General features: G+C 68.6%; 11 protein-coding genes. 8 read left to right on the plus strand and 3 right to left on the minus strand.

Annotated elements, in window-relative coordinates; genetic code table 11:
* Window positions 1-93 precede the first annotated feature (93 nt).
* Window positions 94-678: an outer membrane beta-barrel protein gene (locus NC595_RS05980; RefSeq protein WP_253565363.1), complete on the plus strand. Its 585-nt coding sequence runs from the start codon at window positions 94-96 to the stop codon at window positions 676-678.
* 71 nt (window positions 679-749) lie between these two features.
* On the opposite strand, the gene NC595_RS05985 is transcribed toward NC595_RS05980, so the two are convergent.
* Together NC595_RS05985 and NC595_RS05990 are read right to left on the minus strand one after the other, a co-directional pair.
* Window positions 750-2,678, minus strand: a complete 1,929-nt coding sequence (locus NC595_RS05985) for a S53 family peptidase (RefSeq protein ID WP_253565364.1) — start codon at window positions 2,676-2,678, stop codon at window positions 750-752.
* Between the two features lie 216 nt (window positions 2,679-2,894).
* Entirely contained in the window at window positions 2,895-3,779 is an 885-nt protein-coding gene (locus tag NC595_RS05990) for a PhzF family phenazine biosynthesis protein (RefSeq protein ID WP_253565365.1), read from the minus strand.
* A 192-nt stretch (window positions 3,780-3,971) separates the two neighbouring features.
* On the opposite strand from NC595_RS05990, the gene NC595_RS05995 reads away from it, so the two are divergent.
* The 7 genes from NC595_RS05995 to NC595_RS06025 all read left to right on the plus strand — a co-directional run bounded on the left by NC595_RS05995 (window position 3,972) and on the right by NC595_RS06025 (window position 13,698).
* The gene (locus NC595_RS05995) at window positions 3,972-4,580 is read left to right on the plus strand and encodes an outer membrane protein (RefSeq protein WP_253565366.1); all 609 of its coding nucleotides are present in this window, start codon (window positions 3,972-3,974) and stop codon (window positions 4,578-4,580) included.
* A 188-nt stretch (window positions 4,581-4,768) separates the two neighbouring features.
* The gene (locus tag NC595_RS06000) at window positions 4,769-5,377 is read left to right on the plus strand and encodes an outer membrane protein (protein ID WP_253565367.1); all 609 of its coding nucleotides are present in this window, start codon (window positions 4,769-4,771) and stop codon (window positions 5,375-5,377) included.
* Window positions 5,378-5,497: 120 nt separating this feature from the next.
* Entirely contained in the window at window positions 5,498-7,015 is a 1,518-nt protein-coding gene (locus tag NC595_RS06005; protein WP_253565368.1) for a fumarate hydratase, read from the plus strand.
* 405 nt (window positions 7,016-7,420) lie between these two features.
* Window positions 7,421-10,048, plus strand: coding sequence for a bifunctional aspartate kinase/diaminopimelate decarboxylase (locus tag NC595_RS06010; protein ID WP_343214890.1), 2,628 nt, complete (start codon window positions 7,421-7,423; stop codon window positions 10,046-10,048).
* Window positions 10,049-10,151: 103 nt separating this feature from the next.
* A complete protein-coding gene (gene murL / locus NC595_RS06015; RefSeq protein ID WP_253565370.1) occupies window positions 10,152-11,507 on the plus strand; it encodes a UDP-N-acetyl-alpha-D-muramoyl-L-alanyl-L-glutamate epimerase in 1,356 nt (451 codons plus the stop codon).
* Between the two features lie 87 nt (window positions 11,508-11,594).
* Window positions 11,595-12,950, plus strand: coding sequence for a UDP-N-acetylmuramoyl-L-alanine--D-glutamate ligase (murD, locus tag NC595_RS06020; protein ID WP_253565371.1), 1,356 nt, complete (start codon window positions 11,595-11,597; stop codon window positions 12,948-12,950).
* Window positions 12,931-13,698, plus strand: coding sequence for a class I SAM-dependent methyltransferase (locus NC595_RS06025; RefSeq protein WP_253565372.1), 768 nt, complete (start codon window positions 12,931-12,933; stop codon window positions 13,696-13,698). Before murD ends, NC595_RS06025 begins: the two co-directional genes overlap by 20 nt.
* Window positions 13,699-13,982: 284 nt before the next feature.
* On the opposite strand, the gene NC595_RS06030 is transcribed toward NC595_RS06025, so the two are convergent.
* A complete protein-coding gene (locus NC595_RS06030) occupies window positions 13,983-16,094 on the minus strand; it encodes a M13 family metallopeptidase (RefSeq protein WP_253565373.1) in 2,112 nt (703 codons plus the stop codon).
* Window positions 16,095-16,101: the final 7 nt, after the last annotated feature.

Below are 16,101 nucleotides of genomic sequence, written 5' to 3' on the forward strand. Positions count from 1 at the left end.
GGGCTCGCTGCCCGTGGCTGTCCATACTCCCGCGACTGTTGCCACGGCCATGGAGCCGGGGTGCAGAGATCGCCAACCACAGGGGAGTCACCGATGAGCAAGCGTTTCACCATCGCCGTTGCGGCGATGGCCCTTTCCTGCATCTCCACCGGCTCGCTGGCCGCGACCACCTCGGGCCAGTTCTTTCTCAATGGCACAGTGGGACAGTCGACCTGGCACGACGACGGCTTCGACACGAGCAAGACGGACACCGCCACGGCCTGGCGCTTCGGCTACGCGTGGAACATCGATCAGGTGAGCTACGGCTTCGAGGCCGGCTATGCCGACCTGGACAAGGGCAAGGGCACCCTTTATTCCGGTTACGGCAGCACGGATCTGTCGGGCGGCGCCACCGGTCCGCTGGCGGGCGTCAATATGACCTACCGCTTCCGCAACCGCATGTTCATCGACGCCCGCCTCGGCTGGATGCACGACAACGTCCGTTTCAACATCGGCGGATCCAGCTCGAGCTATTCCGGTGATGGCGGCTACGCGGGTGTCGGTGTCGGCTACAACGTCAACGAGCACTTCGGTATTGGCGTGGCGTACGACCGCTACAGCGTGCGCGCCCAGATCAACGGCTCCCGGTCGCAGGACGGCGTGGACGTGTTCTCGGGGTTCGCCGAAGTGCGGTTCTGAGCACTCTTCGCAGGCAGTGAACGACAACGGCCGCCCATCGGGCGGCCGTTGCTTTTCCACTTGCCGGTGGCTTACCAGCGGAAGCGCATGAACGCATCCAGGTTGCTCACGTCCAGCGTGCCGATGCCGGCACCCGGGGTGTAGTGCGGTGCACCCTGGTAGAACCAGTTGTCGCCGCCGTTGACGCTGTTGAACGGCGAGTAGCGGCCATAGCCGAACACCGCCTGCAGGAAGTACACCTGCGGATTCCACAGGCCGATGCGATGGCCCGAGCTCTGCCGCAGCAGGGCGGTGATGCCGTTGAGCTGCGGCGCTACGAAGCTGGTGCCACCCTGGCCGGCGGTCGCGCCGCCATCGGTGCTGGAGTACACCAGATAGCCCGTTTCCGGATCGGCATTGAGGGAAATGTCCGGCAGGTTGCGGCCGGCGAAGTGCGAGGGCAGCTTCAGCAGCGTGGTCGGACCGGCCGTCGGGTCGTTGTAGTCCAGCGACTGGTGACCTTCGGTGCGGCGGATGCCGCGGGTGAAGTACTGGTAGAACGGCTTGCGCCAGTAGCTGCTGACGCCGCCGCCACCACCTACCGAGAACAGGTCCACCACGCCCTGGCCGAAGTTGGTGTCGAAGTACGTCTGCAGGTAGTCCCAGCCCCACACGCTCTCCTGCGAGACCGATGCCACCGGGCCGTTGCCGAAGGCGAAGCTGAAGGGCGTGGTGGTGCCGCCGGCCGCGGTGATGTAAGGATCCGAAGCCGGCGAGTCCACCGTCAGCGGCGCGCTGAATTCACCTGGGCCGGTGCCATGGCCAAGCCCGCGTACGGTGTCGTAGGCCCCGGAGTCGCCCGCGGCGGCGAACACCGACTGTCCCTGTGCCGCTGCTTCCATCAGCAGCGTGTGGAACGCACGCAGCGTGCCGACGTCGCGGGTGTCGTTGACGCGTGCGCCGTCCACGTTGAGTGCCGCGAAGTTGTAGATCTCCGGGGCGCCCCAGCTGGTGGAGATGGCGTCGGCGCGGTTGTCCACCACCGCCTGCGCCAGGGCATTGACGAAGCTCGCATTGGTGTTCGGCGCGTCGTAGACGAGGATGTCCGCGTCCGGCGCCAGGCCGCCGGCCTGTTCCACGTCCAGCGCGGTCTCGCCGCTGCCGCCGTTGATCGGGCCACCGCCATCGACGTGGATCTGCTCGATGCGGTGCGGCTTGGTGGTCAGGCCGATGGCGCTCCAGTAGGCCTCGGCGTCGGCGGGGTCGAAATTGGCCAGCGTAACGATGGCGACGGTGGAACCCTTGCCGGTGATGCCACGCTGGTACAGCGGGTTGATGTTGTAGAAGTTGGCCACGTCGCCGACGGTGTACTCGCCGGGCTGCCCCGAGGCGGTCGGGTTGCTGTCGGCGGTTTTCGCGCGATTGGCACCGATCGCGTTGAGACTGGCCAGCTTGGGCGCGGCCTGCGGCAGGTGCGGCGAGCTCAGCCGGTGCGACAGGAAGCTCGATTCGTTGTCCAGGCCGACGATCGCGTCCACCTGTCCGACCAGCCCGGCCGGCATCACCACGTCACCGGTCGGACGGTGGTAGAGGCGGCCATTGGCGCGCAGCCGGTAGCTGTGGATGGGCGTGCCGAACGCGGCGCTGAACTGGGCCAGCGTACCGCTGACCTGCAGCGTGACGCGGTTGGCCATCACGTTGCCGCGCAGTCCCTGTGAGGCCAGGTAATGCTGGACACGGGCGATCTCGGCGTCGGAGGCGCCGTAGCGACGGGCGAATTCCGCGGTGCTGAGGAAGCGCTGGAAGTTCGGATTGCCGGGGGTGACGGTCTGCTGGATGTAGTTGGCCAGTCCGTGCTCATCGCGCAGGTGCAGCATCAGCGTGACGTTGACGGTCTGCGAAGCGTCGGCGGCACTCGTGGTGGTTGCCTGTGGCGCATCCGCGGCGCTGGCAAGCGATGCGCCGGCGAAGAACAGTGCGAGGGTGGCGGCGAGGGTGGTGCGGTGAAGCGTGGATCGCATGAGACTCTCCTTAGAACACGACCGGGATCGGAGACCACGACAGCCCGCGCAAGACGCGACCTGTCGCGCTTCAACCCGATGGGCGAGCGCGTCATCCGCAGCGATGACTTCGTTGTTTCCCTGTACGCCGCTGCGTCCCCCGCAGACCGCGATGGCGTTCTGTGAGCTTGCACCCAAAAACACTTCAAGTGAAGTGCTAGGTGCTCGGTATTTTTCCTAGCAGGTCGATGCCAGGCTCAGTTCGCCTCGTACGGTGAGGGCGCAGGCTCCGCCGATGGTGATCGCTCCGGAGCGCGCATCGCGCGCGACGTCGACGACGCCATCGCGTCCGACCTCACGCCCCTGGCTGGCTCGATAGTGCAAGCCGTATCCGGTGTCGCCGCGCTCGGCCAGCCAGGCCATGATCGCCGCGTTGGCGCTGCCGGTGACCGGATCTTCGGGAATGCCGTCGGCCGGACAGAAGGCCCGCACCGCCATCGCCGCGGTGCCGTCGGTCTCGCGGCCGAAGACGCTGACGCCCACGGCTGCGTTGTGCCCGCACAGCGCAGCCACCGCGGCGAGATCCGGTTGCAGCGTGCGCACGGTGCTCCCTTTGCGCAGATCGCAGAGCAGCCAGTGCGGACCGTTGTCGACCAGCCGGACGTCGTCCGGGCCGAGTTCCGCCGGCAGCGCCTCCATCAATTGCCGACGCAGGTAATCGCCCACGGGTTCGATCCGTGCCGGCGGCGCCTGTATGTGGATACGCCGCGTGCGGCCATGCCCATCCACGCGAACAGGCAGCAGCCCCGCCGCGCATTCCTGCACGAGTGAGCTTTTGCCGGCGTCGACCAGGCCTGCTTCGATCGCCGCATACGCGCTGCCGACGCTGGGGTGGCCGGCGAACGGCAGCTCCTGGCGCGGGGTAAAGATACGCACGCGGTAGTCCGCTTCCGACGTGGTCGGCGGCAGCAGGAAGGTGGTTTCCGAGAGGTTGGTCCAGCGGGCGAAGGCCTGCATCGACGCGTCGTCGATGTCCTGTGCATCGATCACCACGGCGAGCGGGTTTCCGAGCATGGGTCGGTCGGCGAAGACATCCAGTTGCATGAAGCGGCGGTTGCGCATCGGGCGGACTCGGGGTTGGGAAATGAGCCTCCCACGATGCCAGCGCCCCGATGAGGCGGCAACGATCGCGATGGCGTGACGCAGGGCGACGTTTGCGGACAGACGCGACCGGTTCTTTGCTGCTAGGGTGCCCCGCGCCCGGCCGCCAGGTGGCGCGGTCGGTGCCGGTACCCAATCACACAAGGAAGCAGGATGAGCAGGAAGCTACTGGCGGCGAGCATCGTCGTCCTCGGTCTGTCGACGGCGGTTCACGCGCAGGGTCAGCGGTATTTCGTCAGTGGTGTGGTGGGCGTCGCCGGTGGCCGGCTGGATGGACCGTACAGCGAGGTCTACCGTGATGGTGGCCACGACGCCACCGGGGCGGTGCGCGTGGGTGCGATGTGGCAGGACCAGCTCGGCTGGGGCATCGAGGCCGGCTACGTGGACCTCGGCACGGCCTCGGAGCAGTACGTCGTCTATCCGGCCAACGTGAACTCCGATGTGCGCACCCGCGGCCTGCTGGTGGGCGGCAACGTCAGCTACCGCTTCGACGCGCCGTGGTACCTGTCGGCGCGCGGCGGCTGGCTGCATGCCTGGACCCAGCTGCGGACCCGCGTCGATGGCCCCTACGTCGTGGGAAGCCCCTCGATCGACGCCAGCGGCAACGGCTGGTATCTCGGTGTGGGTGGTGGCTACGACATCAACGAGCAGCTCAGCATCGGCCTGCACGATGACCTCTACCGGGTCAGGACCTCGGGCGGTGGCGCGCGGTTCAGTGGATACCGGGAAACGGTGACGCTGCAGGTCGAATACCGCTACTGAGCCTCGCTCCGGGCGACCTGGCGATCCGGGGCTGGGCCGTTCGATTACCCGGAATCTCCTGCGCCGCATCGACTTTTTTCCGGAACCGGGAACTGTCCAACAGACCCGCGGCGCCGCCCCGTCTACCTTGTGCCTGCGTCATGACTGCGTTCATGCGTGGATCGTGATCCAGCTCACAGGGGTGTTCAATGTTCCGGAAACTGGCGGTGGCGTTCCTCGCCGCTACGACCTTCGTGTCCGCGGCACGCGCGACCGAACCTCAGTACTTCGTCGATATCGGCGCGGGCAGTGCGCGTGCGCAGCTCGGCCATCCGACCGGTACCGGTTATCGCCGCAACGGCAGCGACGTGGCCAGCGCGCTCCGCGTGGGCGTGCAGTGGCGCGGTCCGGTGAGATGGGGTGTGGAGACCGGGCTGATCTACCTGGGCAAGTTCTCGGACAGCTACAACCTGCCCGGTGCAACCGTGCAGGACCAGGTGCAGGTGTCGGCCGGCCTGCTCGGCGCGACGGCGACCTGGCGCGCCGATGCACCGTGGTATGTCACCGCCCATGCCGGTCTGCTGCATGGCTGGCTGGATGTCAGTTCGCAGGTCAGGCCGCCGATCTACGTGGCCAGCAGCAACGGGATGACGGCGGGTAACGGCTGGTACGCCGGTGTGGGCGGCGGTTACGACCTCAGCGACCGGTTCAGTGTCGGCCTGCATTACGACTTCCATCACCTGAACGCCTCGCGGAACGGCGTCCGCATGGACGGCCACGTCGGCACGCTGATGCTTCAGCTCGAATACCGCTACTGAGGGCGTGCCGCGGCGCGCCCCCGCGTGGGGCGGTTTGGCCGGGCTCCGGCCACTGGGGCAAAATAGCGGGCTGGCGCCGCCGAGATCCCCCCGGCGGGCCCTGATCCCCGCGAGCTGCCCATGACCGCCATCAAGCAGGACGACCTGATCCAGTCCGTCGCCGACGCACTGCAGTACATCAGCTACTACCACCCGGTCGACTACATCACCAACCTCGCCGCCGCCTACGAGCGCGAGGAGTCGCCCGCGGCCAAGGACGCGATGGCGCAGATCCTGCTCAACTCGCGCATGGCCGCCGAAGGCCACCGGCCGCTGTGCCAGGACACTGGCATCGTCACGGTCTTCCTCAAGGTCGGCATGGACGTGCGCTGGGAGGGCTTCACCGGCTCGCTGGAGGACGCCGTCAACGAGGGTGTGCGCCGCGCCTACAACGATCCGGACAACAAGCTGCGCGCCAGCGTGCTGGCCGACCCGGCCGGCAAGCGCAGTAACACGAAGGACAACACCCCGGCGGTGATCAACGTCTCGATCGTGCCGGGCGACACCCTCGACGTGATCGTCGCGGCCAAGGGCGGCGGTTCGGAGGCGAAGAGCAAATTCGCCATGCTCAACCCGTCCGACTCGATCGTCGACTGGGTGCTGAAGACCGTGCCGACCATGGGCGCCGGCTGGTGCCCGCCAGGCATGCTCGGCATCGGCATCGGCGGCACCGCCGAGAAGGCGATGCTGCTGGCGAAGGAATCGCTGATGGAGCACATCGACATCCAGGAGCTGATCGCGCGCGGGCCGACCAACCGCATCGAGGAGCTGCGCATCGAGCTCTACGAGAAGGTCAACGCGCTGGGCATCGGCGCGCAGGGCCTGGGCGGCCTGACCACCGTGCTCGACGTGAAGATCAAGGATTACCCGACCCACGCCGCCAACCTGCCGGTGGCGCTGATCCCCAATTGCGCGGCGACCCGCCACGCGCACTTCACCCTGGACGGGTCCGGTCCGGTGGCGCTCGATCCGCCCTCGCTGGAGCACTGGCCCAAGCTCACCTACAACCCGACCAACGCGCGCCGGGTGAACCTGGACACGATCACCGCGGATGAGGTGGCCAGCTTCAAGCCGGGCGAGGTGCTGCTGCTCAACGGCAAGCTGCTGACCGGCCGCGACGCCGCGCACAAGCGCATGGTCGACATGCTCAACAAGGGCGAGAAGCTGCCGGTCGACTTCAAGGGCCGCTTCATCTACTACGTCGGCCCGGTCGATCCGGTGCGAGACGAGGTGGTGGGACCTGCCGGCCCCACCACCGCCACCCGCATGGACAAGTTCACCGAGCAGGTGCTGGCGCAGACGGGTTTGCTCGGCATGGTCGGCAAGGCCGAGCGCGGACCGGCGGCGATCGAGGCGATCAAGAAGCACCAGTCGGTGTACCTGATGGCCGTGGGTGGCGCGGCCTACCTGGTGTCCAAGGCGATCAAGGCGTCGAAGGTGGTGGGGTTTGCCGACCTCGGCATGGAGGCGATCTACGAGTTCGAGGTCAAGGACATGCCGGTGACGGTGGCGGTCGACTCGGCGGGGACTTCGGTGCACAAGACGGGGCCGCGGGAGTGGCAGGCGCGGATCGGGAAGATTCCGGTCGTGGTCGAGTAAGCCCCGCACCGGCTTCTGCCTTCTTTCCTCACCTGGGGAGGAGTGCCACGTTTTCCCGCAGCCCTCATCGCCGTCATTCCCGCGTAAGCGGGAATCCATTTTGCTTTTTGCGCTTAAGAGCCAAGAGCGTTTCGTCCTCCTACGGAGGGCGAGTTACTTCTCTTTGGCCACACAAAGAGAAGTGACTCGGGTGCCGAAGGCGCACGAAACGCTTTTGCTCTGCAACCTTCGGGCGATGTCCCGAAATCGCCGCTGATTCGCCCTTTTGTCTCTACGGGCAATCCAGACAAATCCACGAATTCGGTGTATTCGGAAGTTTAGCCGTCCAAACGCACCTCCCAGTTGCAATTGAATTGCCGCAGCGCAACACTGGCAAACCTTCCACGCCACCTGGCCCAACCACCCGTGACCCCGCCCACCCAAGCACCGCTTCCCGCGGATGCCCCCTGGATCGTGATGAAGTTCGGCGGCACCTCCGTCGCCACGCTTCCCCGTTGGCAGAACATCCGTGAGCTGGTTGCCAGCCGCCGCGCTGAAGGCGCCCGCGTGCTGGTGGTCGTCTCCGCGCTGACCGGTATCACGGACGCGCTGAAACAGCTGTGCGGCGAGGGCGATCGGGCGAAACGGGTGGCGGCGGCCGACGCGATCGCGCAGCGCCACTACGACCTGCTGGCGCACATGCAACTGGAGACGCCGCCGACGCTGGCCGAGCGGCTGCGGACTTTGGCTGAGCTTGCGGACAAGGGCTCGGCCGAATTGGGCGAGCTGGCCTGGTCGGCGCAGGTGCAGGCGCACGGCGAGCTGATGTCCAGCGCGCTGGGCGCGGCCTTCCTCAGCCACAGCGGCGTGCCGACCGAGTGGGTCGACGCGCGCGAGTGCCTGAGCGCGATCGCACTGCCCAACCAGAACGAGCGCACCCGGCTGCTGTCGGCGATGGTTGATGCCCGGCCGGACCCGGCGCTCAGCGCGCGCCTGGCCGAGCGTGGCGAGGTGTTCATCACCCAGGGCTTCATCGCCCGCGAGGCCGACGTCGAGGGCAGCCGCCGACGCACGGTACTGCTCGGCCGCGGCGGCTCGGACACCTCGGCCTCGTACTTCGGCGCGCTGCTGAAGGCGGCGCGGGTGGAGATCTGGACCGACGTGGCCGGCATGTTCACGGCCAACCCGCGCCAGGTGCCGGGCGCGCGCCTGCTGCAGAAGCTGGACTACGAGGAGGCGCAGGAAATCGCCTCCACCGGTGCCAAGGTGCTGCACCCGCGCTGCCTGTCCCCGCTGCGCGAACCGCGCGTGCCACTGCTGATCAAGGACACCAACCGGCCCGAGCTGGACGGCACGGTGATCGGCCCGGAGGTGCGCGAACACGCGCCCAGCGTGAAGGCGATCAGCGCGCGCAAGGGCATCACCCTGGTGTCGATGGAGTCGGTCGGCATGTGGCAGCAGGTCGGCTTCCTCGCCGACGTGTTCGCGCAGTTCAAGCAGCATGGCCTGTCGGTGGACCTGATCGGCTCGGCGGAGACCAACGTCACCGTGTCGCTGGACCCGACCGAGAACCTGCTCGATTCCGACGCGGTCGCTGCGCTGGCGGCCGACCTGGCCAAGGTGTGCCGGGTGAAGGTGATCGCGCCGTGCGCGGCGATCACCCTGGTCGGCCGCGGCATGCGTTCGATGCTGCACACGCTGTCCGGCGTGCTGGCCGAGTTCGGCCAGTTGCGCGTGCACCTGATCTCTCAGTCGTCGAACAACCTCAACCTGACCTTCGTGGTCGACGAGAGCGTGGTCGACGAACTGCTGCCGCACCTGCACGAGCTGCTGATCGCCGCCGGCGCGCTGCGCACCGACGACAGCGCGCTGTTCGGGCCGAGCTGGCAGGCACTGTACGGCAGCGGCGAGGCGCCGGTGGCCGCCTCGGCCTGGTGGCGCGAGGCCGAACGCGAGCGCCTGCTGGCGATCGCCGCCGAGGCCACGCCACGCTACGTCTACCACCTGCCCACGGTGCGCGCGCAGGCGCGCGAGCTGAGGACGCTGGCCGCGGTGGACCGCCTGCACTACGCGGTGAAGGCCAACACGCACCCGGCCATCCTCAAGGCCATCGCCGAAGAAGGCTTCGGCTTCGAGTGCGTCTCGCCGGGCGAGCTGAAGGCGGTGATGGCGGCGGTGCCGGAGAGCGCGCCGCTGCTGTTCACGCCGAACTTCGCCCCGCGCGAGGACTATGCCTGGGCACTGACCACGCGGGCCACCGTGTCGCTGGATTCGCTGTATCCGCTGGAGCACTGGGGCGACACCTTCCGCGGCCGCGAGATCGTGCTGCGGCTGGACCTGGGCCGCGGCCTGGGCCATCACGAAAAGGTGCGCACCGGCGGCAGCGGCAGCAAGTTCGGCCTGCCGGTGGAGCAGCTCGATGCCTTCCTGCGCCTGGCCGACCGCCACGGCGTCACGGTGCGCGGCCTGCACGCGCACCTGGGCTCGGGCATCCTAGACGCCGGCCATTGGGGCGAGGTCTACGCCCAGCTGGCCAGCCTGGCCGAGCGCATCGGCAGCGTGGCGTTCCTGGACATCGGCGGCGGCCTCGGCGTGCCCTCGCATCCGGGCGAGGCGCGGCTGGACATCGCCGCGCTGGACAAGGTGCTGCGCGAGGTGAAGGCGGCCTATCCGCACTACCAGCTGTGGATGGAGCCGGGTCGCTACCTGGTGGCCGACGCCGGCGTGCTGCTGGCGAAGGTCACCCAGCAGAAGGGCAAGGGTGCGCTGCGCTACCTCGGTATCGATACCGGCATGAACAGCCTGATCCGCCCCGCGCTGTACGATGCCTGGCACGAGATCGTGAACCTGACTCGCCTCGACGAGCCGGCCACCGCGCTGGTCCAGGTGGTCGGCCCGATCTGCGAAAGCGGCGACGTGCTCGGCACCGACCGCCGCCTGCCCGAGGCCAGCGAGGGCGACGTGGTGCTGATCGCCCAGGCCGGTGCCTACGGCAAGGTGATGTCCTCGCCCTACAACCTGCGCGAGGATGCCGGGGAAGTGATCCTCGACTGACCGCGTTCCGCTTCCGCCCGACCCGCCGACGGACGGGCGGAGCGGGGGCGGCGCCGTTAGAATCTGCGCTTGCGCCGAGCCGCGGCCGGCGAGGGAGACCTACGTGACCCAACCGATCCAACCGCGCCTGACCCAGGTGTTTCGTTTTCTGCACGCCCGCTACGCCGATGGCGTGGCCGAGCTGGCCTACGCCTTCGACGAGGGCGAGCCGCTGGTCGAGCGCATCCGCTTTCCCGCCGCCCCGGCGCTGCCGCCGGCGCGGCAGCCGGCGTTCGACGCCGCGTTGAAGCTGCTGCACCTGATCGCCGGCGTGAGCTACTACAAGGCCGGCGTGCCGCCGACGATCGCCGTCGACGACGGTCCGCTGGACGACGCCACCGCCGACCTGCTCGACGCGCTGTACCTGCACGGACTGGCCGAGTTCGCCTACCGCAACGGACTGGATCTGCGCGGCCGCATCCGTTTTCCGCGTGGCGGCCAGGCCTTGTCGGTGGCGCCGGTGGTGGGCCTGCCGAAGCGCACCCTGGTGCCGATCGGCGGCGGCAAGGATTCGCTGGTTGCAGTCGAGGCGATCAAGTCGATCGGCGGTGACGCCACCGCGGTGTGGGTCGGCAACTCGCCGCTGATCGCTGCCTGCGCCGAGCGCACCGGCCTGCCCACGCTGAACATCCAGCGCGAGCTGGCGCCGGGCCTGTTCGAGCTGAACCGGCTGGGCGCGTGGAACGGCCACATCCCGGTCACCGCGGTGAACTCGGCGATCCTCGCCGTGGCGGCGATCCTCTACGGGCACGATTCCATCGCCTTCGCCAACGAGCGATCGGCCTCGGCGGCGACGCTGGAATACGACGGCCAGCAGGTGAACCACCAGTGGAGCAAGGGCTACGCCTTCGAGACGCTGCTGTCGGACTGGCTGCACAGCCATGTGGCAGCGGATCTCGATTACTGCTCGCTGCTGCGTCCGTATTCGGAGCTGGCGATCACCCGCGCCTTCGCGAAACTCACGCCGTACTTCGACAGCTTCTCCAGCTGCAACCGCAATTTCCGCATCCTTGGCCCCAAGCCGGCCGACCGCTGGTGCGGGCAGTGCCCGAAATGCCATTTCGTGTTCCTCGCGCTGGCGCCGTTCCTGCCCAAGCCGCGGCTGCTCACCATCTTCGGCCGCAACCTGCTGGACGACGAGTCGCAGGCGGCCGGCTTCGACGCGCTGCTCGAGTACCAGGACCACAAACCGTTCGAATGCGTGGGCGAGGGCGCCGAGGCGCGGGCGGCGATGTACGCGCTGAGCCAGCGGCCGGAGTGGGCGGAGGATGCGCTGGTCGCACGCTTCCGCAGCGAGATCCTGCCGCAGCTGGATGCCTCGCAGCTGGCGCTGGAACCGTGGCTGGCACCGTCCGGCGAGCATCGCGTGCCGGCGCGGCTGCAGGCCGCCCTGGCGGCGATCGGCGGACCCAACCCATGATCTGTAGGAGCGCACCCTGTGCGCGACTGCATTTCCCGGGATCCACGTCCGGTCGCGCACAGGGTGCGCTCCTACAGGGGCTGGGCCGTGCGTATCGCTGACCTGGTGGGACAGCGCGTCGCGATCTGGGGCTTTGGCCGCGAGGGGCGGGCGGCGATCACCGCGATCCGCGCGCAGCTGCCGGCGTTGCCGTTGGCGCTGTACTGCAGCGAGGCCGAGGTGGATGCGGCACGGGCCTTCGATCCGGCGCTGACCGTGCACGGCATCGAGCCGGACGCGTTGGCGCTGTCCGCCTGCGACGTGGTGGTGAAGTCGCCCGGCATCTCGATCTACAAGCCGGCAGTGACCACGGCGCAGGCGCAGGGCACGGTATTCACCTCCGGCACCGCGCTGTGGTTCGGCGGGCATCCGGACGCCCGCGTGGTCGCGGTCACCGGCACCAAGGGCAAAAGCACCACCACCGCGTTGCTGGCTCACCTTGCGCGAAGTCTTGATGTTCGCACCGCGCTGGCCGGCAACATCGGCTTGCCGTTGCTGGAGCTGGATGGCCAGTCGGCTGATCTGTGGGCGATCGAGCTTTCCAGCTTCCAGACCGGTGAGGCCGGCCCGCTGGAGCTGGCCGTGGTGACCAGCCTGTACGAGGAGCACCTGGACTGGCACGGCTCGCGCGAGCGCTACGTGGCTGACAAGCTCAGGCTCGGCGACCGGGCACGCACCCTGCTGGTGAACGGCCAGCAGGCCAACCTGCTGGCGCAGACCGCCGGCCATCCGGATCGTCGCGTGTTCGGCGACGCCCAAGGCTGGCACGTCGCCGACGGTTTCATCCGCCGGGGCGCGCGCGACGTGTTCCCGGTGGCGCAGCTCGGCGTGCCCGGCCTGCACAACGCGCTCAACGCCAGCGCCGCGCTGGCGGCGCTGGAGCTGCTCGGTTACGACGCGCTGGCCGCGGCGCCGGCGCTGGCCACGTTCCGTCCGTTGCCGCACCGGCTGCAGCCGCTGGGACGGCGGGATGGGCTGGACTGGATCAACGACTCCATCGCCACCACGCCGCCGGCGGTGGTGGCGGCGCTGGAGAGCCTGCCGGGGCGCGAGATCAGCGTGCTGGTGGGCGGCTACGACCGGGGCGTGGACTGGGCGCCGTTCGTCACGCACGTGCAGGCGCATCCGCCGCGGGCGATCGTCTGCATGGGGGCGAACGGTCCGCGCATCGAAGCGGCGCTCGTCGCCGGCAACGTCGCCTGCCCGGTGTCGCGCGTGGCTGACCTGGCCGCGGCGGTGGAGGCGGGGCGTGCCGCCACGCCCGCGGGCGGCGTGGTGCTGATGTCGCCCGGCGCGCCGAGCTTCGACCAGTTCAAGGACTACGCCGAGCGCGGCCGCCGCTTCGCCACGCTGGCCGGCTTCGAGGCCGACGTCACCGGCATCGATGGCCTCGGCATCCGCTGAGGCGCCGGTCGCCTGCCCGCTGTGCGGGGCGGCGACGGGGGCGCCGTGGCGTGAAACCACCGGCGTCTACCGGTACTGCCCGGTTTGCGATCTGGTCAGCCGCGACCCTACGACCTGGCTCGATGCCGACGCCGAGCGCGCGTACTACGGCACCCACGACAACCGCATGGACGATCCGGGCTACCGGCGCTTTCTTGCCCAGCTTGGCGAGCCGCTCGTGGCGCGCCTGTCGCCGGGCGCGCGTGGACTGGACTACGGCTGCGGCGCCGCGCCGGCGCTGGCGGCGATGCTCACCGAGGCGGGTTTTCCTACCGTCGGCTACGACCCGTTCTTCGCGACGGACGCCTCGCGGCTCGATGCCCGCTACGACTTCGTCACCTGCACCGAAGTGCTCGAGCACATGCACGATCCGCGGCGCGACCTCGCCCGCATCGATGCGCTGCTCGTGCCGGGTGGCTGGCTCGGCCTGATGACCGAACTGCGCCCGCCGATGGCCGACTTCCCGCGTTGGCACTATCACCGCGATCCGACCCACGTGGGCTTCCACTCGGAGGCCTCGCTGCGCTGGATCGCTGCGCGCTTCGCGTGGCGGGTTGAGGGCGTGGGGCGGAGGGTGGTCCTGGTGCAGAAGCCGGGGCGAGGGAATGACGTGTGCAATGCAAATCGGGCACGCCATTCGGAGCGACCGGACCTGCCACCGCAAGATGCCCGGCCTTCCGGCCGGAGCATGTCGGGCCGTCGGGGCTGAAGCCCCTCCCACAGAGGCCCGGACATGCATGTGCTTTTGGTGGGAGCGGCTCCAGTCGCGACTGCCGGTAGGTCCTCACGCGCTTGGTCGGACCGGATGGAAATGACATGTGCGAGGCAGATCGGGCAGGCCATCCGGAGTGACCGGACCTGCCACCGCAAGATGCCCGGCCTTCCGGCCGGAGCATGTCGGGCCGTCGCGGCTGAAGCCCCTCCCACGGAGGCCCGGACATGCATGTGCTTTTGGTGGGAGCGACTTCAGTCGCGACTGCCGGTGGCTGCGGCTTACCAGATCTTCACGCGCTGGGCCGGATCCAGGTACATCGTCTGGCCCGGCTTCACGTCGAACGCCTTGTACCAGTCGTCCATGTTGCGCACGGTCTCGGCGCGGAACTGCGCCGGGGCGTGCACGTCGGTGGCCGCGCGCACGCGGGCCGCGGCGTCGCGGATCTTCGAGCGCCAGGTCTCGCCGAAGGCGATGAAGAAGCGCTGGTCGCCGGTCAGGCCGTCGATCACCGGCGCCGGCTTGCCGCCGAGCGAGGCGTGGTAGGCGGCGAGTGCGGCGGTGAGGCCGGACACGTCGGCGATGTTCTCGCCCAGCGTCTGCTGCCCGTTGACGTGCAGGCCCGGCAGGATCTCGTAGCCGTCGTACTGCTTGACCAGCTTCTGGCCCGCGGCCTCGAAGTGCTTGAGGTCGTCCGGCGTCCACCAGTTGGCCAGCTTGCCCTGCGCGTCGAAGTCGGCGCCGGTGTTGTCGAAGCTGTGGCTGATCTCGTGGCCGATCACCGCGCCGATCGAGCCGTAGTTGGCGGCGGGGTCGGCCTTCGGGTCGAAGAACGGTGCCTCGAGGATCGCCGCCGGGAAGTTCAGCGCGTTCTGCAGCGGCAGGTTCACCGCGTTGACCGTCTGCGGGGTCATCCACCACTCGCCGCGGTCGACCGGCTGGCCGATCTTGGCGCGCTGGTGCTGGTACTCCAGCTCGACGGCGCGCAGGTGGTTGCCCAGTGCGTCGTCCGGCTTGACCGTCAGCGAGCTGTAGTCGCGCCAGGTATCCGGGTAGCCCACGCTGACGCGCAGCGTCTTGATCTTCTCCTTGGCCTTTTCCTTGGTGGCGGGAGTCATCCAGGTCAGCGTGTCGATGCGCTGGTCGAAGGCGTTGACGATGTTCTTCACCATCGTTTCGACTTCGGCCTTGGACGAGGCCGGGAAGTAGTTCTTCACGTAGATCTGGCCTACCGCGTCACCCAGGTCGGTGCTGGTGGCGTCGATCGCATCCTTGGCGCGCGGGCGCTGCTGCGGGATGCCCTGCAGGTCGTGGCCGTAGAAGCCGAAGGCCAGGTCGGCGTAGCCCTTGGGCAGCAGGCTCGCGCTGCTGTTGATGGTGTGGAAGCGCAGCAGGGTCTTCCAGGCGGACAGCGGCTCGCTGCCGACCAGCTTGGCCAGGCCGGTGACGGCATCCGGCTGCCACACGTCAATGGTCTTCACGCCGTCCAGGCCGGCGGCCTTGAAGTAGGCGGACCAGTCCAGCCCCGGCGCCTTCTTGGCGAAGTCGGCTGTCGGCCACAGGTTGTTCGCCTTGTGCACGTCCTGGCTGTCGACCAGGCTGGTCTGCGCCTTGGCGATCTTGGTTTCCAGCGCGAGGATGGTGTTCGCTTCGGCCTCGGCGTTCTTGTCGCCGGCCTGCTTGAGCAGGGCCACGACATACGCGTGGTACTGGTCGCGGGTGGTCTTGGTCGCGGCATCATCGGACAGGTAATAGTCACGGCTGGGCAGGGCCAGGCCGCCCTGCAGCAGGTAAGCAATGTTCTGCGACGGGTCTTCCAGGCCCTGGGTGACGAACAGGCCGAACAGGTGGCTGGTGTGGAAGTTGGTGGCGTTGATCGGGTCGACGTCGGCGCGCAGGCGGCTGCCGAGCACCTTGGCCAGGTCGGCGCGGGACTTGATGCCTTCGATCGCCGACAACTCCGGCTTCAGGGGCGTCAGCCCGGCCTTCTCGATCGCGTCGGTGTTCATGTATGCGGCGTAGTAGTCGGCGATCTTGCGCTCGTTCGAGCCTTCGGCCGGCTTGCTGTCGCCGGCCTTCTGGATCAGTTCGGCGGTGCGCTTCTGGGCCAGCTCGTAGAGCTTGAGGAACGAGCCGGTGCTGGAGCGGTCCGCCGGGATCTGCGTGTCCTTGAACCAAGTGCCGTTGGTGTACTGGAAGAAGCCGTCGCCGGCGGGCCTGGACTTGTCCATGCCGGCCAGGTCGATGCCGACAGGCGTCGGCGCGGGCGCGGCGGCGGTCTTCGGCGCGGTGCTTGCCGGGGCGGGGGCCTTCGACGAAGGGGCTTCGGAATGACCGCACGCGGCGAGCGCGGCGCAGACGGCGGTGGCAAGCATCCAGCGGGTGGGCTTCATCGGAGAA

Source organism: Dyella lutea, from assembly GCF_024158035.1.
Lineage (GTDB): Bacteria > Pseudomonadota > Gammaproteobacteria > Xanthomonadales > Rhodanobacteraceae > Dyella_A > Dyella_A lutea.